Source organism: Sphingobium sp. (genome assembly GCA_035196065.1).
In the GTDB taxonomy this organism is placed as follows: Bacteria; Pseudomonadota; Alphaproteobacteria; order Sphingomonadales; family Sphingomonadaceae; genus Sphingorhabdus_B; species Sphingorhabdus_B rara.
The window spans coordinates 1,871,044-1,896,051 of the sequence record CP136575.1; the positions used below are offsets into that span (position 1 = coordinate 1,871,044).

Below are 25,008 nucleotides of genomic sequence, written 5' to 3' on the forward strand. Positions count from 1 at the left end.
ACCTGAAATGGACGGCGGGCGATTAGCTCAGCGGTAGAGCACACCCTTCACACGGGTGGGGTCACAAGTTCAATCCTTGTATCGCCCACCATTTCAGCAGCCTCTCCAACATTTCGGCTCGCATCCCGCATCCGTCGCGCTAAACAGGGCGCATTCGGTGGAGGATGTGATTCATGAAAAAACTGGCGTTTCTTTTGGTCGGCACGGCGATGGCTGTATCGGCTGCGCAGGCTGAGGATGTGGTTGCGATCGAGGCTGGCCAGTTGCTCGACAAGCCGGGCAATGCGCCGCGCGGGGCATCGACGATCATCGTGCGCGATGGCAAGGTTTCAGAAATCCGCGCAGGCCATGGCAATGCACCTGCAGGTGCGCGGCTGGTCGACTTGCGCGACAAATTTGTTCTGCCGGGGCTGATCGACAGCCATGTTCATCTTGATAGCGATGCCGGCGGCAATGCGGCGCTGGTAGAAGCGGTGACGAGCAGCGATGCCGCGACCGCTTACCGTGCAGCGGGCAATGCCAGAAAGACGCTGATGGCGGGCTTCACCACGGTGCGTAATCTGGGCGATGGCACCGGCGCGACGCTGGCGCTGCGCGATGCCATTGCAGCAGGCGATCTGCCCGGGCCGCGTATCATCGACGCCGGGCGCTCAATTTCCACCACCAGCGGCCATATGGATGGCACGCTGAGCATGAGCGAGGATCTGCACGCCAGCATCGATCAGGATAATCTGTGCGACGGCGTCGAAAGCTGCCGTCAGGCCATCCGCAAGCAGATCCGCCGCGGAGTAGATGTGATCAAGATTGCGACGACCGGCGGGGTCAACAGCCGGATCGGCGCGGGGCTGGGCCGCCAGATTTTTGACGATGAGGTCAAGGCGCTCGTTGATACCGCGCATCTATATGGCAAGAAGGTTGCCGTGCATGCCCATGGCACCGATGGCGTCAACGCTGCGCTTGCAGCAGGGGCCAATTCGATCGAACATGGAACGACGCTGGATGATGCCAGCCTGAAGCTGTTCAAGCAGGCCGGGGCCTATTATGTGCCGACGCTCTCGACGGTGAACGGTTATCTTGAACGGCTTGCGGCCAACCCCAATGCCTATCCGCCCGATGTTCTTGCCAAGGTCAAATGGCGGATCGAAGTGACGGGCAAAAGCCTTGAAAAGGCCTATCCTGCAGGCGTGAAGATCGCCTTTGGCACTGATGCCGGCGTGTCAAAGCATGGCCGCAATGCCGACGAGTTTGAACTGATGGTTAAGCATGGCATGTCGCCCGCCGCTGCCATTGAAGCGGCCACGGTGAATGCGTCACAGTTGCTGGGTGTTGATGCCGAAGTCGGCACGCTGGAGCCCGGCAAGGCCGCCGATATCATTGCCGTTGCAGGTGATCCGACCCGCGATGTGACCGTGCTGAAATCGGTGCGTTTCGTGATGAAAAATGGCGTCATCCATAAGGATGAACGCTAGACCGGGGCGTCAGCCGACGCCGCAGGAGGTGCAGTCGGTATCCTTTGGCAGGCTGATCGTCCGCATGGCGGGCTTCAGCCCGTCAAAGATATGCAGCTTGCCCTTGGCATCATCGCCAAAGCCGGTGAGCAGGCGGATCGCCTCCATTGCGGCAAAACTGCCCATCAGGCCGCACATCGCGCCGAGCACGCCTTGCGTCGCGCAATCGTCGCAATCATCGGGATCATGCGCGTCGCCGACAAAACAGCGATAGCAGGGCGCATCGGCTTCCCATCCGCTGAAGGTGCCAATTTGCCCGTGAAAGCGGCCTATTGCTGCGCTAACTAGCGGAACACGTGCAGCCAGGCACAGGTCATTGACGATCAACCGCGTGCCAAAGGTGTCGCTGCCATCGATCACAATATCGACCCCGTTCAGGAAATCGGATGAAGTATCGGCACTAATACGCTGATTAAGAGCATGGAATTTTATATCGGGGTTCAATCGTGCAACAGCGGCCTGTGCCGCATCAACCTTTGCCATGCCGATTTGGGCGTCGTCATATAATATCTGGCGTTGGAGGTTGGATAGAGAGACAACATCGTCATCCACGACGCTGATTGTGCCAACGCCCGCCGCCGCGAGATATTGGATGGCAGGGCAACCGATGCCGCCCGCGCCGACAAGCAGCACATGGCTGCCCAGCAGCCTTGCCTGGCCCGCGCCGCCAATATCATGGAGCACGATATGGCGGGCGTAGCGATCCAGTTGGTCGTCGCTGAGCGTCATACCCCTGTTGAGCCAAAACCGCCCGCGCCGCGCGCCGTATCGTCGAGTGCGTCAACCTCGACAATCGCTGCCTGCGGGGCTGCGGCTACGACCAACTGGGCGATGCGGTCTCCCCGTTCGAACTGGACATCTTCATCGCCCAAATTCGCAAGAATCACCTTCACTTCGCCGCGATAATCGCAATCGATCGTTCCGGGCGTGTTGAGGCAGGTAATGCCATGCTTCAGCGCAAGGCCGGAACGCGGACGAACCTGTATTTCAAAGCCATGCGGTATCCCGAAGGCAAAGCCTGTAGGCACTGCGGCGCGCTTACCGGGTTTCAAGGTAACAGCCTCGGCTGCGCAAATGTCCATACCGGCCGCACCTTCGCTGGCGTACACAGGCAGGGGCAGGCCAGCACCATTGTTCAGCCGCTTGATCCTGATTTCAACCTTGTCCGAGGGCATGGGCGATCTTCTCCATCAATTTGCGGGCAATGGCGTCCTTGGGGGCATCGCCCCAACTTTCGACGCCGTCGCGGGTCACGATATGCACGGCATTGTTGGCGCCGCCCATGACATCGCCCGACACATCATTGGCAACGATCCAGTCGCAGCCTTTTTTGCCAAGCTTTGCCTGCGCATGCTCGACGACCTTTTCGGTCTCTGCGGCGAAACCGATAAGCAAACCGGGCCGCTGCGCATGTTGGCCCAATGTAGCAAGAATGTCGGGATTTTCGGTAAGGGCGAGGGGAGGGACGCCCTGACCGTCTTTCTTGATCTTTTGATCAGGCACATCGGCGGCCCGCCAATCGGCGACTGCCGCAACCATGATCGCAACATCGGCGGGAAGTGAATTTTCTACCGCGGCCAGCATTTCGCGCGCGCTTTCCACATCAATGCGTATCACGCCCGGGGGCGTTTCAAGCTGCACCGGCCCTGCAACCAGCGTCACTGTCGCGCCCAGTTCGGCGGCGGCCTGTGCAATCGCAAAACCCTGTTTGCCAGAGGAGCGGTTGGCGATGTAGCGCACCGGATCGATCGCCTCATGCGTCGGCCCTGCCGTCACGAGCACATGCCGGCCATAAAGCGGGCGGTGGCTGATGTCGGCAAAATCGGGCTGTGCAGAAAGCGAGGCTGAAGCAGATTTGGTTGTCGGCGCCCGGCCTGCCGTCAGCGTTGAGTCAAAGTCATGGCGGAGCATCGCGCAAATATGCTCTGCAATGGCAGGCGGTTCTGGAAGCCGTCCGGGACCATATTCCCCGCAGGCCATGGCGCCTTCATCAGGGGGCATGATCGTCACGCCATCCTTTTGCAATTGCGCCAGATTGCGCTGCGTGGCCGGGTGGTTCCACATGCGAACATTCATCGCCGGAACTGCCAGAACCGGCTTGTCGGTTGCCAGCAAGACGGTCGTCGCCAGATCATCGGCAATGCCCGATGCCATCTTGGCCAAGATATTTGCGGTGGCGGGACAGATAACGACCAGATCGGCCTGACGGCTGAGCTGGATATGGCCGATTTCGCGTTCGTCTTTCAGGTCGAACATATCGCCATAGACCTGATCTTCGGTCATCACGCCCATGGACAGCGGCGTCACAAATTCGTTCGCGCTTTTCGTCATAACCGCGCGCACGGCAAGACCTTGCCGTTTGAGCAGGCGGACAAGTTCCAGCGACTTGTAAGCGGCTATCCCGCCCGCGACGATAAGAAGGATGCGCTTCTGGGCCATCCCTTTATCCTAGCGCCCACATGGCCGCTGCGCCAGCGGCCGCTGCAATCAGGGCGGTCAACGCAAGGCGCCAGCCATTGGCGTCGCTTCGCCGTCTGTCCCAGATCAGTTCAATTTCGGGCAGCGGCGGCGGCGGCGGAGCACCGCCCTTACGGGGCAATTGATCGTCGAGGCGCTTGATAAGGTCAGGGATAAGCGCGAGCGTTTTAAATCGATCGCGCAGGCCATCGGCAATCGCAGCTTCGGGGCCAAGTTCGCCGCGGATCCAATCGCCGACATAGGGTGCGGCCACATCCCACATGTTGATCGCCGGGTTCAGGCTGGTTGCGACGCCTTCGACCATCACCATGGTCTTTTGCAGCAGCAAGAGGTGCGGCTGGGTCTGCATGTCGAAATCGCGGGTGATCGCAAACAGGCTGTCGAGCATCTGCCCGACCGAAAGCTCGCTGACGGGCTTGCCGCGCGTTGGTTCACCCACGGCGCGCAGTGCGGTCGCGAATTCGTCGACATTGTGATAGTCGGGCACATAGCGTGCCTCGAAATGGATTTCGGCGACACGGCGATAATTGCCGGTTGTCAGGCCATAGAGGATTTCGGCAAGCCACAGCCGCGCCTGCCGGTCGATCCGTCCCATGATACCGAAATCGATCGCGACGATACTGCCGTCAGGGCGGACGAACAAATTCCCCTGATGCATGTCGGCATGGAAAAAGCCTTCGGAAATCGCCTGACGCAGGAAGGTGAGCACAAGCCGCTCGGCTATTTTGGCCCGATCATGCCCTGCGGCCTCGATCGCGGCGACATCGGAAATCTTGATCCCGTCAACCCATTCGAGTGTCATCACCCGGCCGGAGGAGCGGTCCCAGTCGATTGCGGGGATATAATAGCCCTCGACTGCCGTCATCGCCTCCTTGAGTTCGGACGCGGAGGCGGCCTCACGCCGCAGGTCCAACTCGCGCAAGGACCAGCGCTTGAAATTGGCGATCACCAGTTGCGGTCGCAGCCGGGCCGCTTCACCGCCCATGGCTTCAAGATGGGCCGCCGCCCATTCATAGGTTTCAATGTCGCGGGCAAACTGTTCGCGAATGCCGGGGCGCAAGACTTTTACGGCGACTTCGCGGCCGTCGCTGGTGCGCGCACGATGCACCTGGGCAATCGATGCGGCACCGACCGGATCCGGATCGATATGCTCGAACAGTTCGGCAGCCGGCCTGTTCAGGCTCTGGTCGATTTCCTCGTAAATACGGTCATATTTTTCGGGCGGCAGCGAATCCTGCAGCGTCAGCAGATTACGTACAGCATCCTCGCCGACAAGATCGGGGCGGGTGGCCAATGTCTGCCCCAGTTTAATCGCAGCAGGCCCGATTTCGCGAAAGGCACCCGCATAATCCGGAACGCGCGGTTGGATCGTGCCGATGCGGGCAATGCGGCACAGACGCTTGACCTGGGGTGGGGTGTTGCGATCATTCTCTATGCCGCGCAGCGCGCCATGGCGTGCGAGAATGCGGCCCCATTTTAACAGGCGAAGGATGTGCGTGGTCGGGCGGGTCATGTGCGGTGGATCACACCTTCCATCCGCTATGGATGGCAACCAGCCCGCCGAGGATCGGTTCGACCTTGGTCTGCACGAAACCGGCCTCTCCGATCATGCGCTGGAAAGTCGGCATGTCGGGGAATTTGCGGATCGATTCGGCCAGGTAACGATAGCTTTCTTCGTCACCGGCGATCATCTTGCCCATCTTGGGAAGCAAGTGGTGCGAATAGACGTCATAGACCTTTGACAGCCCAGGCCATTCGACGGTCGAAAATTCCAGGCAGAAAAAACGTCCGCCAAAACGCAGCACGCGGTGCGCTTCGCGCAGGGCGGCAGGAATGTCGGTGACGTTCCGGATCCCGAACGCAATTGTATAGGCATCAAAATGGCGATCGGGAAAGGTCAGTGTCTCGGCATTTTGTTCGCTCCAGACGAGCGTATCAATGCCGCGTTCAACTGCGCGTTCCATGCCGACAGAGAGCATGTCCGGGTTGATGTCAGACACGGTGACATTTGCGCCGGCCGCTTCAAGGCGAAAGGCAATGTCGCCGGTGCCGCCCGCCATGTCGAGAATGTCCTCGCCCGGCCGGGGTTTGACGCGGCGGACAAATTGGTCCTTCCACAGCCGGTGCATCCCGCCCGACATGGCATCGTTCATAATGTCATATTTGCTGGCGACGCTTGAAAATACACCACGTACCCGGCGGGTCTTTTCCTCGCGCGTGACCTGTTCGTAACCGAAAGAGACAGTTTCATCCATATCTGAGGCCTCTAGCCAAGTGTCGATGCCCCCGCTAGCGGATTCGCCATGCCAGAGCTTCCCGAAGTCGAAACCACTGTTGCCGGACTGCGTGCCGTGCTCGACGGCGAAATCATTGTCCGTGCCGAAGCGCGTCGGCCGGACTTGCGCTGGCCGATTCCGGTTGATCTGCGTCAGCGACTGACCGGGGCCCGGGTGACCGGGCTGGGGCGGCGCGCGAAATATGGGCTGGTGCATACCGATCGCGATGATGTGCTGATCTTTCACCTCGGCATGTCCGGGCGCTGGCGGATCGACCCGGCCGAAATAGAAAAGCATGACCATTTCATCCTGGAAACCGGATCGGGCAGGGTGCTTGCCTTAAACGATCACCGCCGTTTCGGTTCGCTCGACATTGTTCGCGCAGATGAACTTGCCGGTTTCCGGCATTTCAAGGCGATGGGGCCAGAGCCGCTCGCCAAGGATTTTGATGCCAAAGTGCTGCATGCGGCGTTGAATGGACGCAACGCGCCTATCAAGGCGATGCTGCTCAACCAGTCGATCGTCGCGGGGCTTGGCAATATCTATGTGTGCGAGGCACTGCACATGGCGGGCATATTGCCCACAATGCCTGCCGGGAAGATCAGCCGCCCCCGTCTCGAAAAGCTGGTTATTGCAATCAAGAATGTCCTTGCTGCCGCCATCGAGGCTGGCGGATCGACTTTGCGCGATTTTGCTGCGCCCGATGGCGAGCTTGGTTATTTTGCCAAGGATTGGCTGGTTTATGGTCGCGAAGGGCAAACATGCCATTGCGGCACCACCATCGAACGGCGTGTGGATTCCGGGCGTTCGACCTTTTTCTGCCGCAAATGCCAGCGTTAGGGCCAGTATTCGCGGTTGACGAATCTGGAAAGCCTAGTTAAGGGCGGCGCTTCACCGGACAAGGTACTTATTCCTCTGCCCGTAACTATCTGATTTTTCGAGGACTGAAATGGCAAATACGCCGCAAGCACGTAAGCGTATCCGTCGCAATGCGCGTCGCAACGAAATCAACGGCAACCGCGTTGGTCGTATCCGTACCTTTGTAAAGAAGGTCGAAGCCGCGCTCGCCGCTGGCGACAAGAGCGCAGCTGCTGATGCTTTGAAGGCCGCCCAGCCTGAACTGGCGCGCGGTGTTGCCAAGGGCGTGCTGCACAAGAATATGGCGTCGCGCAAGTTCAGCCGCCTCACCAAGCGCGTAGCCGCGCTCGCCTGATTCGCCGAATCGGCCGGTGTTGTCCGGCCGTTCGAACGCTGATTTTGATTAAGGCCTGCCACTTGTGTGGCGGGCCTTTTTCTTATGCGTTTTCGGTGCACTGCAGCGAAGCCAGCTTTCTCCGCGATTCGGCGGAGGCGACTTGTAAAATCGTCAAAAAAATCGATATAAAACAATAGCATAAAAAATAGTCACGGAATTTCAGCGTATGGCCGGAGTCAATGCGAAATATTTCACTTTTTTTGCAGCAGGCCTCTTGAACGATTCGGTCTGGCATGGTTGAAAGAACCTTCCAGCAGCGTGCGACCACCATCGCGCCTGTCTCACTCAGTGATAGCACAATGGTCGCTTCTGCTTTGCGTCGCAGAAGGCAATAATCTTGTGCGCTCTGAAGGGGCAAGGTGCGGCAAATATAAAAGGCGTGCGCAGTTGGTTGGGGTGAAAGGGGTGGCCAGTGACGCTGAATGTTGTGCGCTCGGAGCAAGTAGGTACAGGGGGCTCCGTGTTTGAATCCGATTGGCAAAATGTTGCTTCGCGCTTGCGTCGCGATCTTGGTGCCCAAGTCTATGGACAGTGGATCCGGTCGATTGCGCTCGGCGATTTTTGCGAGCTGACGGGTACGCTTGAACTTCTTACGCCTTCCGATTTTTCGGCAAGCTGGGTGTCGGATCATTATGCCGATCGCATTCGCCTTGCCTGGACCAGCGTGAACCCGCAGGTTCGCCAGCTGAAAATCCGCACCAAGCCGGGCGCTGCCCGTGTTGAAATGCTGCAACCGGCCAATATTGTCGAACGCCCCGCCGCCGCCCCAATGGGCGAGGGGCTGCCAGCGCGCAGCCAGCTTGATCCGCGGATGACGTTTGCGAATTTCGTGAAAGGCCAGACCAACGCCCTCGCATTGAGCGCGGCGGAACGTGTTGCTGCGGCGGAACGCCCGCTGTTCAACCCGCTTTATCTGCAGGCGGCAACCGGGCAGGGCAAGACCCACCTGATGCACGCGATCGGCCACGCTTATGCCGAAATCAACCCCGCCGCGCAGGTAATCTACATGTCGGCGGAAAAGTTCATGATGGAGTTTGTCTCCGCCATGCGCCGCAAGGAAGTGATGGAGTTCAAGGCTCGTCTGCGCGCGGTCGATGTTCTCCTGATCGATGATATCCAGTTCATCATCGGCAAGGTTTCGACGCAGGAGGAATTCCTCCACACCGTCGATGCGATCATCGGTGCGGGCAAGCGCCTTGTCGTTGCCGCCGATCGGGCACCGCAGGCGTTGGACGGCGTTGATCAGCGTATCCTTTCACGCCTTTCGATGGGCCTGGTTGCCGATATCCAGCCGGCAGACCTCGAACTGCGTCGCTTGATTCTGAACCAGCGACTGGCAGCCATGCCCGACACGCAGGTGGGCGAGGATGTGATCGAATTCCTTGCGCGCACGATCAGCCGCAATGTCCGCGAACTGGAAGGTGGCTTGAACAAGCTGATCGCCTATTCGCAGCTGACCGGCAAACCGATCACGCGCACCTTGGCGGAAGAGCAGCTCAAGGATATTTTGAGCGCTTGCCGCCGCCGCATCACGATTGACGAGATCCAGCGTGCCGTGTGCGAATATTATCGCATCGACCGTAGCGAAATGTCGTCGAAACGCCGCGCCCGTGCCGTTGTACGCCCGCGTCAGGTTGCGATGTATCTGGCGAAGGTGATGACACCGCGCAGCTATCCTGAAATCGGGCGTAAATTTGGCGGTCGTGACCATTCGACGGTGATCCATGCCGTGCGTCTGGTCGAAGATCTCCGCCGGATGGACAATGACATGGACAATGACGTCCGGGCATTGCTCCGCCAACTGGAAGCCTGATTAGTCAAGACCTTTAGCCGGTTGCCGCTTTTCTTGCGCACCGGCTGACGGTATTCCTTCCGGTAACGAGAATCGGGAGTCGGCAACCCTTGGCACAATATTGCATCCAGTGCGGAGAGACGCTCGGCGCGCAGGCTCGCTTTTGCGGGGCTTGCGGTGCGTCTGCTGATAATGGGGCCAACGATATGGCGGACGGTACTGCCAAGCACAAATCGCGCCCCAACAAGGTGCTGATCGCTAGTGCTGTTGTGATAGTTGCGCTGGCAATCATCTATTATGCACTCTTCCTGCACGATGATCTGTCTCGAGGCAGCCTGGAAGACCGGGTGAGCGGAGGGCAGCCTGCAGTCGAGCAGGCCGCGCCGCAAATCTATTATACGACAGCTGATGCCAATATCCGCGACCGGGCGACAACGCAGGGCAGCAGCATCCTCGGCAAATTGCCGCGAGGTAGCACCGCCGGTGGTAAGGTGATTGCGGGTGAAGATGGCACCAGCCAGTGGCTCGAACTGGAAGATGGAAAGGGTTTTGTCGCCTTCGCAAATTTGAGCGAGTTTGAGCCGCCACAGATCGTCAAGCCGCTCGATGACAAGGTCTGGATATCCGACCGCGCAATTGAGATCTGGGCACAGCCCGATATCACATCGACATTGCTCGATCGGGTTGGTCCCGGCACGCCGCTGACGCTTGCTGGCATCACACCTGGAGACTTTATCGAGGTGAAGTTGGCACAAGGCGGCGTCGGCTATATTGCCGATGGCGAACGGATAGCGCGTTTGGCCAATGGCAAACCCATCAGCATTGCCTTCAACCCCAATAGTTGCAGCTTTGGCAGGGAAATTGATGCCATGTTTGAATCGATCGGCGCCCGGTTGCAGGCCCAGTATAAGGCGATCGAAAACAAAGATTATCCCGATGAAGCGGCGCGCGAAAAGGCATTAAGCGCGATTGACGGGCGTAGCGCCTATCAACGCGTTAAGCTCAGCTTTGAAGGGCTGACGATTACGGCAATCGCCCAGCATTATGAATCGCAGTCAATCTATTTTGCCGAACCTGCCGCCCAAGTGATTTCGGTGTTCCGGTCCAAGGGCCTTAGCATTGATCGCAGCGGTGCGTTCAAAAGCCAGGATCTCTACGCTGGCATTGGTGCAGCGTCAGGAGAAGGTGCCCGTTACGGCAAGTCAGACCTCAGCTGCGGCGTTTAACTGATCCTCTGCCATGGGTGGCAGGCGGGGCAGATTTGTCGATCAAGCCGCGATAATGTTATTTGCGGGTGCGCGGGGCTTCTTCGGGGGCAACCGAGATGCGCACGGTTTCGCCGCTATTACCCGGGAAACCGGTGAACATCGCTGTCACCAGATTTGGAACCAGATAAGGCAGCCGGTTTGAGCGTGATTTGGCCTCTGCCTTGCCTTCGAACAGCCGCTCTCCGCTTTCGCTCTTCTCAATCTTCAGATCGATGCCGCTCGAATAGACGGTGTAGCTGCGCACATCATAGCCACGCCCAAAGCCTGAGCCGTAAAGGAACGGATCGTTCCAGCCATAGACATATTGGAAGCCGCGGCGGGTGCGCACGATATAGGGCCGGTAATAGCCGGGGCCAAAGCCATAGCGGCCATGGCCCCAAAAAGGATCGTAAAAGGGATCGTCATAGACGACGGTCCGTTTCTTGCCCTCATCCACGCCATAATCAAGCGTGACGGTCAGGTCCGATGTCGCCCCTGGCGCTGCCGGAGCATAGCCAATCCGCGCCATTTCTGCTGAAACAAGTGCGGCATATTGGCCAAATTCAATGCCGCCCTGCTTTTCGGGATCGGCGGCCTTGACGGTAAAGGTCTGGCCCTGGGGAACGGGAAGCTTTTGGAAACGCGATACGTCAGCCTTGAACGGCGTGGCGCAGCCGGCAAGCGCAAAAAGCGTAATGGGCGCCAATGCCTGTGCGGCCTTGCGGAAAGAAATGTCCGAAATCTTCATCGTCTTTATCCCATGCAGGGCATAGCCAGAATATTCACTGTCGCTTAGCCCGACTTCGCTGAACAGAGTTTGAATATCGCGGGCATTACCGGCTTTGGCAAGCGCGGCTTAATGGGGTCAGCGCAATAGGCCGAGAGCGCGATAAGCAGCGTCGAGCGTCGGGGCAGCCAGAGCACGCGCTTTTTCCGCGCCGCCACGAAGTGCTGCGTCGATTGCGACATGGTCGTGGCGAAGCGCGTTGAACCGTTCGGCAATGGGGCTAAGCTTTGCCACCAGTAATTCCCCCAGCGCGGGTTTGAACGCGCCAAAGCCCTGGCCGCCATATTGGGCGAGCACGGTGTCGATACTGCTGCCTTCCAGCGCTGCAAAAATGCCGACAAGATTTTCGGCTTCGGGGCGGCCGGCAAGGCCCGCTTTTTCGCTGGGCAAGGGCTCTGGATCGGTCTTTGCCTTGCGCACTTTCTGCATGATCGTGTCGGCATCGTCGGCAAGGTTGATGCGGCTCATGTCTGACGGGTCAGATTTGCTCATTTTCGCGCTGCCATCCCGCAGGCCCATAATGCGGGCGGCCTCGGGCGGAATGATCGGCTCGGGCAGGGCAAAAATTTCTTCCCCATTGCCGAAATCATTGTTGAATTTCTGGGCAATGTCGCGGGCCAGCTCCAGATGCTGCTTCTGGTCTTCGCCAACGGGGACATGTGTTGCCTGATAGAGCAGCACGTCCGCGGCCTGCAGCACCGGGTAGGTAAACAGCGCGACCGACGACCCCTCGCGATTCTTGCCGGCCTTGTCTTTCCACTGCGTCATGCGGTTCAGCCAGCCCATGCGAGCGGTTCCGTTCAGCAGCCATTGCAACTGGGCATGTTCAGGAACCTGCGTCTGGTTGAACAGAATCGCCTTGTCGCTGTCGATGCCGCAGGCGATCAGCGCGGCGGCCATTTCGCGGGTGTTGGCAGTCAGTTCAGCCGGATCGTGCGGCAAGGAAATGGCATGCAAATCGGCCAGGAAGAACAGACACTGGCCGCCCTCACTCGCCATGGCATCCTGCATCTTCACCCAGTTACGGATGGCACCGAGATAATTGCCGAGGTGAAGATTGCCGGTGGGCTGGATGCCGGAGACGACACGCATGTCTGTTCGATTCATTCGGTTGGGGCTGGATCGCCGTCAGCAGCAGGGCGACGACGGACCAGCGATTTGAGTTCGGCTGGCCGATACGCGCCGAACAGGAATATGGCTAGAGCATAAACGCCCCCACCAGCCGCGCACAGCGCGCTTAGAACGGCCACGCGCCGCCACAGGCCATCGCCCAGCAATCCTTCGGTCAGCTCGTTGCCAAACCATAAAGCGACGCCCATCGCTGCTGCCGCAGCGACAATCCGCCATGCCTTCGCCCGAAGGCGGGTGTCAGCCGCGATATGACCGCGTCGGCGCAGCACGATCCAGAGCAGCAGCACATTGACCCAGGCGGACAGTGCGGTCGCGATTCCGACGCCGACATGTTGCAGCGGCCAGATCAGCACGAGATTGCCGACAAGATTGACCAGCATCGACCAGAGCGCAAGCCGCAACGGCGTTTTCGTGTCATTGCGCGCATAGAAGCCGGGCGTCAGCACCTTGATCAACACATAGGCCGGAACGCCTAGCGAAAAGGCCGCCAGCACGGCTGCTGTGCCTGCCGTATCGCGGCGGGTGAATTCGCCATGTTCGAAGACGCCATGGATGATCGGACCGGCCGCAACGATCAGTGCGACGGCAGCGGGCAGGGCAAACAACAACGCCAGTTCGATCGCCCGGTTCTGTGTGTCAGAGGCTGCCTGACGGTCGCTGCCTGCAATCTGGCGTGAAAGCGCGGGAAGAATTGCTGTGCCGATTGCAATGCCAATCAGGCCCAGCGGCAACTGGTTCAACCGGTCTGCATAATAGATCCACGACACCGATCCTTCGGGCAGGAAGCGCGCGGCCAGTGAGGTCGAAACGAGCAGGTTGAACTGTATCGCGCCTTGGCCAATCGCGGCAGGTGCGATTAGCGCGAGCATCATCTTTACGTCGGGTGACAGGCGCGGGAAGGAGAGTTTAAGGCTGACACCCGCCTTGCGGCAGGCCCAGATCAGCCAGAGTAATTGCAATACGCCGGATATGGTAACCGCGATCGCCTGCGTGACCGCGGTGTCCAATGCAGTGTCGCCGCGGAAAAACAGCAAGGCGACGATCATGCAGATATTGAGCAAGATGGGTGCTGCAGCATTGACCCAAAAACGGTTGAGCGAGTTCAATATGCCGCCCAGCAAGGACACGAGCGAGATCAGCCCCAGATAGGGAAAGGTGATGATTGTCAAATGGCGGGCGAGCTCGAACTTTTCCTGCCCGCCATCAGGAAAGCCGCCGGTCATCGCCCAGACGACGGGGCCTGCAGCCAGCATCATCACGACCGTGAAGACAATAAGAAACGGGAAGAGGACCGACAGTACCTGGCTGGCAAATGCGCGCGCGAGCATCAGGCCGCGCCCTTCACTTTGGGCATCGCCCTCGGCAAGTTTGCGGTTGAACATTGGCACAAAGACTGCCGCGAAGGCGCCTTCGGCAAATAATGCCCTGAACAGGTTTGGAAGCCGCCATGCGATCAGGAAGGCGTCCGATGCAAGACCCGCGCCTACATAACGCGCCATCAGCATGTCGCGCACAAGGCCCAAGACGCGGCTGACCAGCGTCAGCCCGCCAATCGTCATCGTGTTGCGGACGAGCCCCATCTCGTTCCGCCCGGCGGCCTTACCGTCAGGCTTCGCCGGCGGGCTGCGCCTCGGCGGTTGCCTGCGCCTGGGCGAGCTGCTGCATATAGAGGCCGTTAAAGTCGATCGGCTCGAGAACCAGCGGCGGATAGCCGGCATCGCGAACGGCATCGGCGACAACGCGGCGCGCGAACGGGAACATCAGGCGCGGCGCTTCGCCGAAGAGGAACTGGTGCGCATGCTGCGGTTCGACATTTCGCAGCCCGAAAAGTGTCGCATATTCCAGCTCTACGTTGAAATGCACGCCCTGTTCGGCTTCTGCCTTGACGCCCAGCTTCAGCAGGACTTCGTTGACTTCATCGCTGACCGAATGGACTTCGATATTGACCTGCACATCGATCTGCGGGCTGCCTTCCCAGCTATAGCTGTGTGGCGCATTCGGATTTTCGACCGAAAGATCCTTGATATACTGGCTCAACATGCCGACCGCGGGCGCGGTATCCTCGCCATTCGCCTTCAGATTATCCGAAACGATATTGCCCTGTAGTTCGGCCATTTTTGTGTGCTTTCCCTCAAATTGCCCGGCCGCAAATGTCGCCGGAAGTTGGCAGCGCGCCTAGCAGTGGGCAGGCCAAAGGGCAATGCTTTAGTCTCTTGTTCCAAGGGAAACGAAGCCACCATTCGTTCAGTATTGCAAAATTGCAGAGGCGCCCTTTGAAACTGTCCGTGCAAATACCTATCTTGACGCCGTTGGGGCGGGGTTTCATGCCCTTTAACCAGAGAGTCCGGATATCGGTGATTTTGACGCTGATATTTTCGGGCAGTTTGTGATAAGGCACGGATTATGGTGACTGTTGAAATCGTATTGCTTGCCATGGTTGCCGCTTTTCTCGGCCTCCGGCTCTATTCCGTGCTTGGTAAACGCACCGGGCATGAGCAGGAGCCTCTGGCACGTCCGGCAGGTGAGGAGCGCCAGCCGGCTGCCATCCGCACGTCCTCCACACCGGGTGAAAAGCCCGCGGCTTCGGTCACGTTTGACAGTCCGATGTTTGAACCTGCCGCACAAAGCGGCCTGCGTGCCATCGCCAATGCCGATCGCACCTTTGATGCGGGTCTTTTCGTTGAAGGCGCCAAATCTGCTTATGGGATGATTTTGGAAGCCTATTGGAAGGGCGAAAAAGATCAGCTGCGCTATCTGTGCGACGACGATGTCTATGAAAGTTTTGCCGAAGCCATTGATGGCCGCGTCGCCCGGGGCGAAGTGCTGGAAAACCGGCTTGTCCGCATTGACGAAGCGCGCATCGTGGATGCGAGCTATGATCATCCGATGGCGCGGATCAGCGTCCGTTTCGACGCTGACATTGCGGCGCTCGTAAAGGATGCCGATGGCAACGTCATTGGCGGATCGTTGACCGATGCGGTTGAAACGCATGACGTCTGGACTTTCTATCGCGACGTCAAATCTGGCGATCGCAACTGGAAACTTGACGAAACCGACGAGGTCTGATTCACGCGGGGTATGAAGAAACCCGCTTTCGCCTTCGCACTTTCATCTTTGCTCCTCTCCGCCTGTGCTGGCGGGATCATTCCCAATGGCGGCGCCGCCACTGCGGCGAGCAAGCCTGTTCCACAGCGCGTTGGAGATGTCGCAGCCCGTCCAATCCCGGCAACACCGGTTCCACCGATGGCTGCTGCTGCTGTGAGCGGAGAGGTGCTCTCTGCCGCGAGCGCGGGTGTGCTGCGCGGTCCTGCGATCGGCAGCCTGCCCGTCGATGCACGCAAGGCCGATCTTGCGCTCGCTTCGTTCCGTACATCCTGCCCCGGCCTTTTGCGCCGTAACGATGCATCGGGCCTGACCCAGCCTGCGGATTGGCAAGCCGCCTGCGATGCGGCGAAAAGTTGGGACGGCGATGCCATCTCCTTCTTCGCAACGCATATGGAGGCAGTGCAGGTGGGCGAAGGCAAAGCCTTTGTCACCGGCTATTTCGAGCCCGAAATCGCCGGATCGCGGACGCGCCAGCCCGGTTTTGATGTGCCTGTTTACCGCCGGCCACCCGATTTGATTGATGTCGACCTCGGTCAGTTTTCCGACGACCTGAAGGGTAAGTCGGTGCGCGGCAAGGTAGAGGGCGCAAAGCTCATCCCTTATGACGAGCGTGCTGCAATCGTCGATGGATCGCTTGCCGGGCGGGGACTCGAAATCGCCTTTGCGGCCGATCCGGTCGAATTCTTCTTCCTTCAAATTCAAGGTTCGGGTCGATTGCGGCTGCCCGACGGCAATGTGATGCGCATCGGTTATGAAAGCCAGAATGGCCGGGGTTATACCGGGATCGGCAAGCTGATGAAGGATCGCGGCCTGATCACCGATGGCTCAATGCAGGGCATTGTCCGCTACCTGCGCGAAAACCCCGAAGAGGGGAAGAAGATCATGAACGAGAATAAAAGCTTCATCTTCTTCCGCGAATTGACCGGTGCCGGGCCGCTTGGCGCGATGGGTTTCCCAGTGGTTGGTGAGGCAAGTGTTGCCGTCGACCCGCGCTTTGTGCCGTTGGGCGCACCAGTTTGGCTCTCGCTCGACCGCGCCGAACCCAATGGCGTCTGGGTCGCGCAGGACACCGGCGGCGCGATTAAGGGCGCGAACCGTTTCGACAGCTTCTGGGGTGCAGGTGATCGCGCGCGCGCCATTGCCGGCGGCATGGCCGCACGCGGCAGCGCATTGATCTTCCTGCCCAAGCCATCGGTCGCCCGGCTGATTCCGGGGACATGAGCCAGCGTCGCCTCCATCCGGAGGAACGCGTTTTGTGGCAAAGGGTGATTGACACCGTAAAGCCGCTCCATCCGTTGAAGGTGGCTTTGCACGCAACGCCGGTTGTTGAGCCTGCTGCCCCGGCAAAGACGGCGGCAGCAAAAAGCCCGGCTCCATCGCTTGGAGCGGCGGGTCAACGCAGGGCCGAGGCGAAAAAAACGCCACTACCGCCGCCGATTGTGGAAGGCAGCCTGGATTCGCATTGGGACCGCCGTTTCCAAAAAGGCGCAATCATTCCCGATATCAGCATCGACCTTCATGGTCATGGCCTGGCAGGCGCACATGCCCGGCTTGATCATATGCTCGACCAGGCGATCCGCCAGAATCTGCGCGTCCTGCTGCTGGTGACCGGCAAGCCACGCGGCCATGATCGCGCCAGCGGGCAGGGCAGGGGCGCGATCGCATCCGTGGTGCGCGATTGGCTCGCCTCTTCGCGTCATGCCGCGCATATTGCGTCGGTGCGTCAGGCACATCCGCGCCATGGGGGCGAGGGCGCCTTATATATTGTGCTGAAGCGCTAAGCCCCCTGCCGCAGGCGGGAGGGATTTTACGCCGCCAATAATCGCAGCGTTACCCGGCGGTAAATCTCTGCCAGCGCATCAAGGTCGGCAATCGCCACGGCTTCGTCCAGCTTGTGCATCGTTGCATTGCACAGCCCGAATTCGACCACGGGGCAAAGCTTTGAAAGAAAGCGCGCATCCGATGTGCCGCCGGTGGTCGATGCCTCGGGCGCAATGCCGGTGACCTCCTCGACAATGGCCGCCATCGCCGCGCTCAGTTCGCCCGGCGGCGTCAGAAATGCTTCCCCCGAAATCATTGCGGTCAAAGTGCCGCTGCCCGGTTCGACAATCGCGCGGATCATCTCCACCAGGCTTTCGCCGCTATGCAGATCATTGAAGCGGATAGATAGCCGCGCCAATGCTTTGGCAGGGATCACATTGGTCGCCGGGTTGCCCGTGTGCAATTCGGTAATCTCGATATTGCTTGGCTGAAAAAACTCTGTGCCTTGGTCGAGTTCGATTGCTTTGATCTGCGAAAGGATCGCGATCAGTCTGGGGATCGGATTGTCGGCAAGATGCGGATAGGCCACATGGCCCTGCGTCCCTTCAACGGTGATCCACATATTCACCGACCCGCGCCGGCCGACCTTCATCATGTCACCCAAGCGGTTGACGCTGGTCGGCTCCCCTACAAGGCACAGCTCGGGAAGGGTGCCGCGTGCCTTCATATGATCTATCAATGCGCGGGTGCCATGGATGGCCGGGCCTTCCTCATCACCGGTAATGATCAGGCTGATCGTCCCAGCATTTTCGGGAATTTTTTCGACTGCAGCGACAAATGCCGCGATGCTGCCCTTCATATCCACCGCGCCGCGCCCATAGAGCAGATCGCCCCGGATTTCAGGCGCAAAGGGTTCGCTCGTCCAGCCGGCGCCAGGCGGAACGACGTCGACATGGCCGGCAAAGGCAAAATGCCGCCCACCTTTTCCACGGATTGCAAACAGGTTTTCCACAGGCCCGCCATGGGCCGGATCGGCATCATCCGCGCCTGAAACAAAGCGCTCGACGGCAAAGCCCATGGGAGCGAGCATCGCCTCCAGCGTATCGAATACCGCGCCGTGGGCGGGCGTGACGCTTTCGCATGCAATCAGGCGTTGGGCGTAAGTGAGAGCCAAACTCTCGGTCATAATTTCTGTTATCCCCACTTGATCGACAAGCCATGGTCAAGCGCCGATGTTCAAACCAGCAGTTAAGCCCATGGATTCCCGCTTTCGCGGGAATGACAAGCTGGGTAGGATTTGTCCAACATTAAGGAAGCCAAGCCATGCCCAAGATCGATATCGAAACGATCCCCCAATCAAACGCCACAGGTTATCCGCCGCCCTTTGACGATGCGGTCAAGGGGCGGTGGTGGCGTCGGCTTGCGCCTGTTGCAGGGTTGACGGCGATGGGTGCCAGCCATGTCGTGCTGAAGCCCGGCGGCTGGTCGTCACAGCGTCACTGGCATGAAGGCGAGGACGAACTGCTGGTGATGTTGTCGGGAGAGGCTGTGCTGATCGAGGATAGTGGTGAGACCATCCTACACCCGGGCGACGTAGCCGCGTGGCCGATGGGCGTCGCCAATGGCCACCATCTCGTCAACCGCAGCGATGCCGATTGCAGCTTCATTGCGATCGCCGCGGGTGATCGCAGCCTAGGCGGCGCCTATTCGGATATCGACATGACCTTTGCCGGAGAAGGCTATTACCACAAGGATGGCACGCCTTATGAAGCTAAGCGGCTGAAATAGGGTTTCCCCTCCGGTAAGCGGGAGGGAGATATTCACTTGGCTGGTGCTGCCTCAAATCTTTCTATCACCCACTGCTCGTCCCGCGCGGCGGCGTACCATTGCTGCGTCCAAGGGTGGGCGAGTATTGCCTCGACATAAGCGGCGGCAAAGCCGGGCAGAGTGAAGCCATAGGTGACAAAGCGGGTTACGACCGGGGCGTACATGATATCTGCAGCGCTATAGGTTCCAAACAGATAGGGCCCGTCATCGCCAAAACGTGCGCGTGCCTCTGCCCAAAGGCTGAGGATACGCAGCGCATCGTTGCGCGTTTCCTCGCTGATTTTCACATCTTCATAGGTCTTGCGCAGGTTCATCGAACATTCGCGACGCAGCGGCAGAAAGCCTGAATGCATTTCCGACGACATTGCCCGGGCCATGCCGCGCGCGACGTCATCCTTGGGCCAGAAACGGTCGCGGCCGACCTTATCAGCAAGATATTCCAGGATCGCCATACTGTCCCAAATCACGGCATCGCCATCCCACAGGATCGGTACCTTCCCGGATGAAGGCGCCAGATCTTCCTCGCGCTTCCGTTCGTCCCAGCTTTCATCGTAAAGCGGAACGGTGAGTTCTTCGAAATGGAGGCCGGACTGCTTGCAGGCAAGCCAGCCGCGCATCGACCAGCTGGAATAGGCCTTGTTGCCGATGATTAGTTTGAGGGTCATGCCGCTTTAATGGCGGGTGAAGCGGTCGGTGTCGAGAGCAGACGTCGGCCCTGATCAAGTCGGGGACGACATGATTGGCAAACTGTCTAACTGACAACTGCCTCGAGCACTGCATCGCGAAGCGCTTCGATCCCGCCCTTTTTCTCGGCCGATGTTGCGTTGATCAGCGGAAAAGCGGCGCTGTGCTTGCGCAATTCGGCAAGCGTTGCCTCTTCGACGGCGGCAAGTTCGCTGGCCTTGATCTTGTCGGTCTTGGTAAGGACAACGCGATAGCTGACGGCCGCGCCATCGAGCATTTTCATGATTTCGCGATCGACTTCCTTTACGCCATGGCGGCTGTCGATGAGGAGAAAGGTGCGTTTCAGCACCTGCCTTCCGCGCAGATAGTCATTCACCAGATAGCGCCATTTCTGCACGGTCTTGATCGGTGCCTTGGCATAGCCATAGCCGGGCATATCGCAGATGCGGAACAGCGGCGGCTCGCCTACATCGAAAAAATTCAGTTCCTGTGTGCGCCCCGGCGTGTTCGATGCGCGGGCTAGGCCGTTGCGGTTGACCAACGCGTTGATCAAGCTCGACTTGCCAACATTCGACCGGCCGGCAAAGGCGATTTCCGGCACATCTGCATCGGGCAGGAATTCAAGACCCGGGGCCGATTTCAGGAAGTTGACCGGGCCTGAGAAGATTTTCGTATCCATAATGATCTCCGTCACGCCGGTGAATGCCGCTGCCGCCCCGGTCTTGACCGGGGCGACGCGGCGCTCAGGCTTTCGCCTTTTTCTTTTCGGCTTCTTCCTTCGCCATCTGTTCCTTCAGGATCGGGTGGCGCGAATAGAGCCATTTCTGCTGGGCGATCGAAATGAGGTTCGAAACGACCCAGTAGAGTTGCAGGCCCGCTGCGAAGGGTGCCATGATGAACATCAGGAACCAGGGCATGATCGCAAAGACCTGTTTTTGGACTTCGTCCATCGGCTGCGGGTTCAGGCGCTGCATCAGCCACATGGTGATGCCCAGCAGGATCGGCAGCACGCCGATTGCGATGAAGGCCGGTGGCGTGAAGGGCAAAAGGCCGAACAGGTTGATTGGGGTCAACGGGTCGGGTGCCGAAAGGTCCTTCAGCCAAAGGATGAACGGCTGGTGGCGCATTTCCACCGACAACATCAGGATTTTGTACAGCGCGAAAAAGATCGGAATCTGCAACAAGATGGGCAGACAGCCGGCAAGCGGATTGATCTTTTCTTCCTGATACAGCTTCATCAACTCCTGCTGCATCTTCGGCTTGTCGTCCTTATAGCGCTCCTGAAGCTCTTTCATCTTCGGCTGCACGGCGCGCATGCCTGCCATTGAGGCAAATTGCTTTTGCGCAACGGGGTACATGAACAGGCGGACGATAATCGTCAGGCCGATGATCGCGACGCCGAAATTGCCGACCAGATCGAAAAGCCAGATCAGCAGTTTTTGGAAGGGAATGGCGATGAACCAGAACCAGCCCCAATCGATCGAATAATCCAGATAGGGAATGCCGAGCGTGTCGGTGTAATTGCGCAGTTCTTCAAATTCCTTCGCACCGGCAAAGAGACGCGATGTCTGGCTGACGGTCTGGCCGGCATCGACTGCGGTCAGTTGCGCGTTGCGCACATTGGCCCAGTTGAAGCCGCCTTCCGACCGAAACTCGGCCTTTACCGGCACCTTCTGGTCAGGGATCAGCGCGGCGAGCCAATATTTGTCAGTCAGGCCGTTCCAGCCGCCGGTGGTCGCAAAATCCACCTTGCCGCCGGGCGCTTCGGCAACCTGGTCATAACCCCATTCATAATTGGGCTGGCCGTTGAACACGCCCATCGGGCCGATATGGATCTGGGTGAAGATCGAACCGCCCTTGGTCGCATCGGCGGGGGCACCTTTGCGGGTGATCAGGCCGAACGGTGCGACATTGGCGGTCGGCAGGCCAGCGGCGTTGGTAAAGCTCTGCTCGGCGCTGATCAGATAATGTTCGTCGATCGACAATTTGATGTCGAACCGCTGCCCTTCGGGATTGGTCCATGTCAAGGTGACGGGCGTTTCCGGCGTCAGCGTCTTAGCGCTGGGCGTCCAGACTGTCTTGTCAGTTGGCAGAGTCGCGCCGGTGCCGGTCCAACCAAAACGGGCGAAATAGGCACTGGCCGTGCCCGAGGGAGCGAAAAGACGAACGGCCGGCGAATTTTTCGACAGTTCCTGACGGTGCGCGGTGAGAACGATATCGTCAATCCGCGCGCCTTCAAGGTTGATCGAACCTTTCAGCTTCGGTGTTTCGACCAGAACGCGCGGGTTAGCCGCCAGAGCTGATGCGAGTGTTACGGTTTTTGCAGGTGCGGCCGGGGTTGCAATATCGGCGCTTGGAGTCGTGGGCGTGCCATCGGCGGCAGGCGTTGCTGCGCTGGTGGTGCCGCTTGCGCTCGCCGTTGCGGTTTTCTCCGCAGGCGGGGTCGGGAAGAAATAGCCTGCGATATAGGGCCAGCCGAAAAGGATAAGTCCTGTCAGCACTACCGCCAGGATGATGTTACGCCGGTCTTCCACTCAAAAATTCCCCGTCAATTCAAGTCTTGGAAATAGGTCAAGGTACTGGATCATATCCGTGCCCGCCCCAAGGATGGCAGCGCAATAGCCGTTTCATCGCCAGCCAGCCACCCTTAATCGCGCCATGTTTCTGCAACGCCTCGATCGCGTAGGCCGAACAGCTTGGCGCATAGCGGCAAGTGGGCGGCAGGATACGCGAAGGCCCGATTTGCCACCCTCGAGCAACCAGAATCAGCAGGCGGGCGATCATTGCGCCACCTTTTTCAGCGCCTTTGTCATCTCTTCGCGCAATTGACCGAAATCCCGCTCAATCCCGCCATCGCGGCCGATCAGGATATGGTCGGCGCCGGATTTGCCAAGTTCGGGGAGCAATTCGCGCGCCAGCTCGCGAAAGCGCCGGCGCATCCGGTTGCGGATCACCGCATTTCCGACCTTCTTGGTAATGGTGATGCCCAGCCGCTTTGCCGGGTCGGCATCGCCCCTGTCGTGGACCAGCAAAACAAAACCGGGAGTTGCATAGCGCTTCCCCCGGTTGGCGGCCAGAAAGTCCGGCCTTTTCTTGATGACCAGATAGCCGCGCATGGTGCGGCAACCGGGATCGTGTCGAATCAGGCCGACAGCTTTTTGCGGCCGCGGGCGCGGCGCGCATTCAGGATCGCACGGCCGCTTGCCGTCGACATACGCAGACGGAAACCGTGGCGACGGGCGCGGACGAGATTGCTCGGTTGAAAGGTGCGCTTCATGTGCGTGATCCTTGGAATTTTCGTTGTTCAAAATGAAAACAGCCGCCGAATCTTGCGGCGACCGCCTTTGTTGAGCGCGCCTTTATGGACAGGGCTGTCAAAAGTCAACATCGACTAGAGCAGTCGAAGGCGCTTTTTCATGCGCCCGAACCAGATTGCAAGGTCGCGCTTCACCGGCGGAAAGGGCGGCCTTTTGCGAAACCGCTTGCGCCGCAAAAGCCAGTTCAACCATTCGCCATATTCGGGGTGGCGTTTGCCGTGCCGTGCATATTGCTTCTTCGCCCATAGCGAATTTTTGAGGATCAGCACCGATCCCAGAAAGAAACAGGCAAAGCCTGCAGGCCCGGGCAGCGGGCTGACGATTGGGGCGAGCAAGAGCAGCATCCAGCCGAGCACGATCATCACCCACTGGAATGGGCGCATTTCGCTCAGCTTTTTAGGCGTCTGCCTGAATTTGCCGTTCATGTTTGCCCATGTGGGCAATGATTGTGGCGAAACAAGGAATATGCGCGCGGCAGCAATATAAACAGGTGCGGACGCGCCTGCTCGACCTTTAGGGTCAACCTTAAGACACCATGTCGAGGACGGGCGTAAATCCGCCAAAGATCATCCGCTTGCCATCGAACGGGACGGGATTTTTTTCCGGGTCCATGCGCGGGTCGGCATTGGTCGGGTCCATCATTTGCGCATAGGCCTTGTCCCGCGTCGCCTTGTCGGGCCATTCGATCCAGCTAAAGATAACATCCTCATCCGGTTCGGCCTTTACGGCCATGCGGAAATCGGTGAGCTTGCCTTCGGGGACGTCATCGGCCCAGCATTCGATCACCCGCAACGCTCCCATTTCGATGAACATTCCATCGGACCGGCTGGCATGGTCGATGAAATCCTGTTTTTTGGCCTTGGGGCAGGCGATCACGAAACCGTCGATATATGTCATGTCAGTCCTCCTTCGCCCCGTGCAGCGAAGGATATCAAACTTTGTCCTGCCGCCCAAAGGTCTTTGTGGCGAAAATTTCGATTAGTTCAGTGGCACAAAGCGGGCCAGATCGTGCGGGCCGAGATAGAGTGCATCGTCATGCGCGGCGCTGTTGGTCAGCGCGTAAAAGGCGCGGGCTTTGGCATCGCTCATCCCTATTTCGCGGTAGAAAGCGATATATTCGAGATGCACGGGATCATCGGCGGCAAAGTCTTCGGCCTCATAGCCATCCTCGTCGCGCCAGCTATGCACGGCAAATTCGGCGCTGGGCGCGGCGCTGCGCCGAACGCCGGCAAGGAACAACTCCACACCGCCAGAACGCACCGATCCGCCGGCAGGGACGTGCATGGTGACGCCCTGACGCCGTACCATCCGCGCCAGCGCAAGATTGGCGCTATCGTCACCCGTGCCCGGGCATTCGACCATGTCGATCTGGCGCAATGTGGGAAAGGCACGAAGCAAGGCCGAAAATTGGGCCGGCGTATCGCTTTCGATGCTGCCGATCAGTTCCGCCCGGTCGGCGGAGATCATATGGAACGGGCCGAAACTTGCCAGTGGACTGCGGCTCGGCGCTATTTCGCCAACGACGGGTGCAATTGACCGCTCAGCCACCGAAGCGTCGGCATCTTCTGACGTGATTGCGACATCATAAATCTCAACCGCTGTTTCCAGCGTTGCAGCATGGCAGGGCACCACTGAAAGGATCAGGGCAAGCAAGCCGGCAAGGCCGATTGGAAAGGGCTGTTGATACGCCATGGCCGGATGATCATGGCCGCAGGCAGGTTGCAAAACCCTCTGCACCAACGGTTAAGGCGGGCTTAGCGATGATTTGCCATCAAGCGCTTTCATGCTATCAAGCGCCCAGCGCGTGGTGGCCAAAATGGCGCAAGTTCAAACCCTTTGT

At 59.1% G+C, this 25,008-nt stretch carries 28 protein-coding genes and 1 tRNA gene; 10 read left to right on the forward strand and 19 right to left on the reverse strand.

Features of this window, described 5'->3' with window-relative positions; translation table 11 throughout:
• The first annotated feature begins 16 nt into the window (after window positions 1-16).
• Window positions 17-91, forward strand: a tRNA-Val gene (locus RSE16_08965).
• A gap of 82 nt (window positions 92-173) precedes the next feature.
• Complete coding sequence (locus RSE16_08970; protein WRH74850.1) at window positions 174-1,469, forward strand: amidohydrolase family protein; 1,296 nt, start codon at window positions 174-176, stop codon at window positions 1,467-1,469.
• A gap of 9 nt (window positions 1,470-1,478) precedes the next feature.
• Here the strand turns inward: RSE16_08970 and RSE16_08975 are convergent, their stop codons facing one another.
• The 5 genes from RSE16_08975 to RSE16_08995 are packed head-to-tail and all read right to left on the reverse strand — an operon-like array spanning window position 1,479 to window position 6,241.
• The gene (locus tag RSE16_08975) at window positions 1,479-2,237 is read right to left on the reverse strand and encodes a HesA/MoeB/ThiF family protein (GenBank protein ID WRH74851.1); all 759 of its coding nucleotides are present in this window, start codon (window positions 2,235-2,237) and stop codon (window positions 1,479-1,481) included.
• Window positions 2,234-2,683: a dUTP diphosphatase gene (gene dut, locus RSE16_08980; protein WRH74852.1), complete on the reverse strand. Its 450-nt coding sequence runs from the start codon at window positions 2,681-2,683 to the stop codon at window positions 2,234-2,236. The genes RSE16_08975 and dut overlap by 4 nt, the downstream gene beginning before the upstream one ends.
• Complete coding sequence (locus tag RSE16_08985) at window positions 2,664-3,947, reverse strand: bifunctional phosphopantothenoylcysteine decarboxylase/phosphopantothenate synthase (GenBank protein ID WRH74853.1); 1,284 nt, start codon at window positions 3,945-3,947, stop codon at window positions 2,664-2,666. The genes dut and RSE16_08985 overlap by 20 nt, the downstream gene beginning before the upstream one ends.
• A gap of 4 nt (window positions 3,948-3,951) precedes the next feature.
• Window positions 3,952-5,499, reverse strand: coding sequence for a 2-polyprenylphenol 6-hydroxylase (gene ubiB, locus RSE16_08990; protein ID WRH74854.1), 1,548 nt, complete (start codon window positions 5,497-5,499; stop codon window positions 3,952-3,954).
• Window positions 5,500-5,509: 10 nt separating this feature from the next.
• Window positions 5,510-6,241 carry a class I SAM-dependent methyltransferase gene (locus tag RSE16_08995; protein WRH74855.1) on the reverse strand — a complete coding sequence of 244 codons (732 nt, stop codon included), beginning with the start codon at window positions 6,239-6,241 and terminating at the stop codon, window positions 5,510-5,512.
• 48 nt (window positions 6,242-6,289) lie between these two features.
• On the opposite strand from RSE16_08995, the gene mutM reads away from it, so the two are divergent.
• The 4 genes from mutM (at window position 6,290) to RSE16_09015 (ending at window position 10,535) form a co-directional block, all read left to right on the forward strand.
• The gene (gene mutM, locus RSE16_09000; GenBank protein ID WRH74856.1) at window positions 6,290-7,102 is read left to right on the forward strand and encodes a bifunctional DNA-formamidopyrimidine glycosylase/DNA-(apurinic or apyrimidinic site) lyase; all 813 of its coding nucleotides are present in this window, start codon (window positions 6,290-6,292) and stop codon (window positions 7,100-7,102) included.
• A 109-nt stretch (window positions 7,103-7,211) separates the two neighbouring features.
• Entirely contained in the window at window positions 7,212-7,475 is a 264-nt protein-coding gene (rpsT, locus tag RSE16_09005) for a 30S ribosomal protein S20 (GenBank protein ID WRH74857.1), read from the forward strand.
• Window positions 7,476-7,977: 502 nt separating this feature from the next.
• On the forward strand, window positions 7,978-9,330 hold the full coding sequence (dnaA, locus tag RSE16_09010; GenBank protein ID WRH74858.1) for a chromosomal replication initiator protein DnaA: 1,353 nt from the start codon (window positions 7,978-7,980) through the stop codon (window positions 9,328-9,330).
• Window positions 9,331-9,515: 185 nt separating this feature from the next.
• A complete protein-coding gene (locus RSE16_09015; protein WRH74859.1) occupies window positions 9,516-10,535 on the forward strand; it encodes an SH3 domain-containing protein in 1,020 nt (339 codons plus the stop codon).
• Between the two features lie 58 nt (window positions 10,536-10,593).
• Here RSE16_09015 and RSE16_09020 read toward each other — a convergent pair whose 3' ends face one another.
• The 4 genes from RSE16_09020 to secB all read right to left on the reverse strand — a co-directional run bounded on the left by RSE16_09020 (window position 10,594) and on the right by secB (window position 14,589).
• Window positions 10,594-11,304, reverse strand: a complete 711-nt coding sequence (locus tag RSE16_09020) for a DUF4136 domain-containing protein (GenBank protein WRH74860.1) — start codon at window positions 11,302-11,304, stop codon at window positions 10,594-10,596.
• 117 nt (window positions 11,305-11,421) lie between these two features.
• Window positions 11,422-12,435: a tryptophan--tRNA ligase gene (trpS, locus tag RSE16_09025; GenBank protein WRH74861.1), complete on the reverse strand. Its 1,014-nt coding sequence runs from the start codon at window positions 12,433-12,435 to the stop codon at window positions 11,422-11,424.
• Between the two features lie 11 nt (window positions 12,436-12,446).
• A complete protein-coding gene (gene murJ / locus RSE16_09030) occupies window positions 12,447-14,054 on the reverse strand; it encodes a murein biosynthesis integral membrane protein MurJ (GenBank protein WRH74862.1) in 1,608 nt (535 codons plus the stop codon).
• Between the two features lie 25 nt (window positions 14,055-14,079).
• Window positions 14,080-14,589 (reverse strand): protein-export chaperone SecB, encoded by a 510-nt coding sequence (secB, locus tag RSE16_09035; GenBank protein ID WRH74863.1) that lies wholly within the window; start codon window positions 14,587-14,589, stop codon window positions 14,080-14,082.
• Window positions 14,590-14,877: 288 nt separating this feature from the next.
• Here secB and RSE16_09040 point away from each other — a divergent pair, with 288 nt between their 5' ends.
• From RSE16_09040 to RSE16_09050, 3 genes are read left to right on the forward strand one after another with little or no spacing between them, the layout of a single operon-like run.
• Complete coding sequence (locus RSE16_09040) at window positions 14,878-15,540, forward strand: Tim44/TimA family putative adaptor protein (GenBank protein WRH74864.1); 663 nt, start codon at window positions 14,878-14,880, stop codon at window positions 15,538-15,540.
• A 12-nt stretch (window positions 15,541-15,552) separates the two neighbouring features.
• A complete protein-coding gene (locus RSE16_09045; GenBank protein WRH74865.1) occupies window positions 15,553-16,800 on the forward strand; it encodes a murein transglycosylase A in 1,248 nt (415 codons plus the stop codon).
• Window positions 16,797-17,360 (forward strand): Smr/MutS family protein, encoded by a 564-nt coding sequence (locus tag RSE16_09050; GenBank protein WRH74866.1) that lies wholly within the window; start codon window positions 16,797-16,799, stop codon window positions 17,358-17,360. Before RSE16_09045 ends, RSE16_09050 begins: the two co-directional genes overlap by 4 nt.
• 26 nt (window positions 17,361-17,386) lie before the next feature.
• Here the strand turns inward: RSE16_09050 and dapE are convergent, their stop codons facing one another.
• Window positions 17,387-18,526 carry a succinyl-diaminopimelate desuccinylase gene (dapE, locus tag RSE16_09055; protein ID WRH74867.1) on the reverse strand — a complete coding sequence of 380 codons (1,140 nt, stop codon included), beginning with the start codon at window positions 18,524-18,526 and terminating at the stop codon, window positions 17,387-17,389.
• A gap of 137 nt (window positions 18,527-18,663) precedes the next feature.
• On the opposite strand from dapE, the gene RSE16_09060 reads away from it, so the two are divergent.
• Window positions 18,664-19,128: a cupin domain-containing protein gene (locus RSE16_09060; protein WRH74868.1), complete on the forward strand. Its 465-nt coding sequence runs from the start codon at window positions 18,664-18,666 to the stop codon at window positions 19,126-19,128.
• A 32-nt stretch (window positions 19,129-19,160) separates the two neighbouring features.
• On the opposite strand, the gene RSE16_09065 is transcribed toward RSE16_09060, so the two are convergent.
• From RSE16_09065 to RSE16_09105, 9 genes are all read right to left on the reverse strand, one after another.
• Window positions 19,161-19,832, reverse strand: a complete 672-nt coding sequence (locus RSE16_09065) for a glutathione S-transferase family protein (GenBank protein WRH74869.1) — start codon at window positions 19,830-19,832, stop codon at window positions 19,161-19,163.
• A gap of 86 nt (window positions 19,833-19,918) precedes the next feature.
• Window positions 19,919-20,530, reverse strand: a complete 612-nt coding sequence (yihA, locus tag RSE16_09070) for a ribosome biogenesis GTP-binding protein YihA/YsxC (GenBank protein WRH74870.1) — start codon at window positions 20,528-20,530, stop codon at window positions 19,919-19,921.
• A gap of 64 nt (window positions 20,531-20,594) precedes the next feature.
• A complete protein-coding gene (gene yidC / locus RSE16_09075) occupies window positions 20,595-22,385 on the reverse strand; it encodes a membrane protein insertase YidC (protein WRH74871.1) in 1,791 nt (596 codons plus the stop codon).
• 37 nt (window positions 22,386-22,422) lie between these two features.
• Entirely contained in the window at window positions 22,423-22,635 is a 213-nt protein-coding gene (gene yidD, locus RSE16_09080; GenBank protein WRH74872.1) for a membrane protein insertion efficiency factor YidD, read from the reverse strand.
• Window positions 22,632-22,967 carry a ribonuclease P protein component gene (gene rnpA, locus RSE16_09085; GenBank protein WRH74873.1) on the reverse strand — a complete coding sequence of 112 codons (336 nt, stop codon included), beginning with the start codon at window positions 22,965-22,967 and terminating at the stop codon, window positions 22,632-22,634. The genes yidD and rnpA overlap by 4 nt, the downstream gene beginning before the upstream one ends.
• A 26-nt stretch (window positions 22,968-22,993) precedes the next feature.
• Entirely contained in the window at window positions 22,994-23,128 is a 135-nt protein-coding gene (rpmH, locus tag RSE16_09090) for a 50S ribosomal protein L34 (GenBank protein WRH74874.1), read from the reverse strand.
• Window positions 23,129-23,242: 114 nt separating this feature from the next.
• Window positions 23,243-23,593, reverse strand: coding sequence for a hypothetical protein (locus RSE16_09095; protein WRH74875.1), 351 nt, complete (start codon window positions 23,591-23,593; stop codon window positions 23,243-23,245).
• Between the two features lie 100 nt (window positions 23,594-23,693).
• Window positions 23,694-24,065 carry a DUF1428 domain-containing protein gene (locus tag RSE16_09100; protein WRH74876.1) on the reverse strand — a complete coding sequence of 124 codons (372 nt, stop codon included), beginning with the start codon at window positions 24,063-24,065 and terminating at the stop codon, window positions 23,694-23,696.
• A gap of 81 nt (window positions 24,066-24,146) precedes the next feature.
• Window positions 24,147-24,860 carry a hypothetical protein gene (locus tag RSE16_09105; protein WRH74877.1) on the reverse strand — a complete coding sequence of 238 codons (714 nt, stop codon included), beginning with the start codon at window positions 24,858-24,860 and terminating at the stop codon, window positions 24,147-24,149.
• Window positions 24,861-25,008 lie beyond the last annotated feature (148 nt).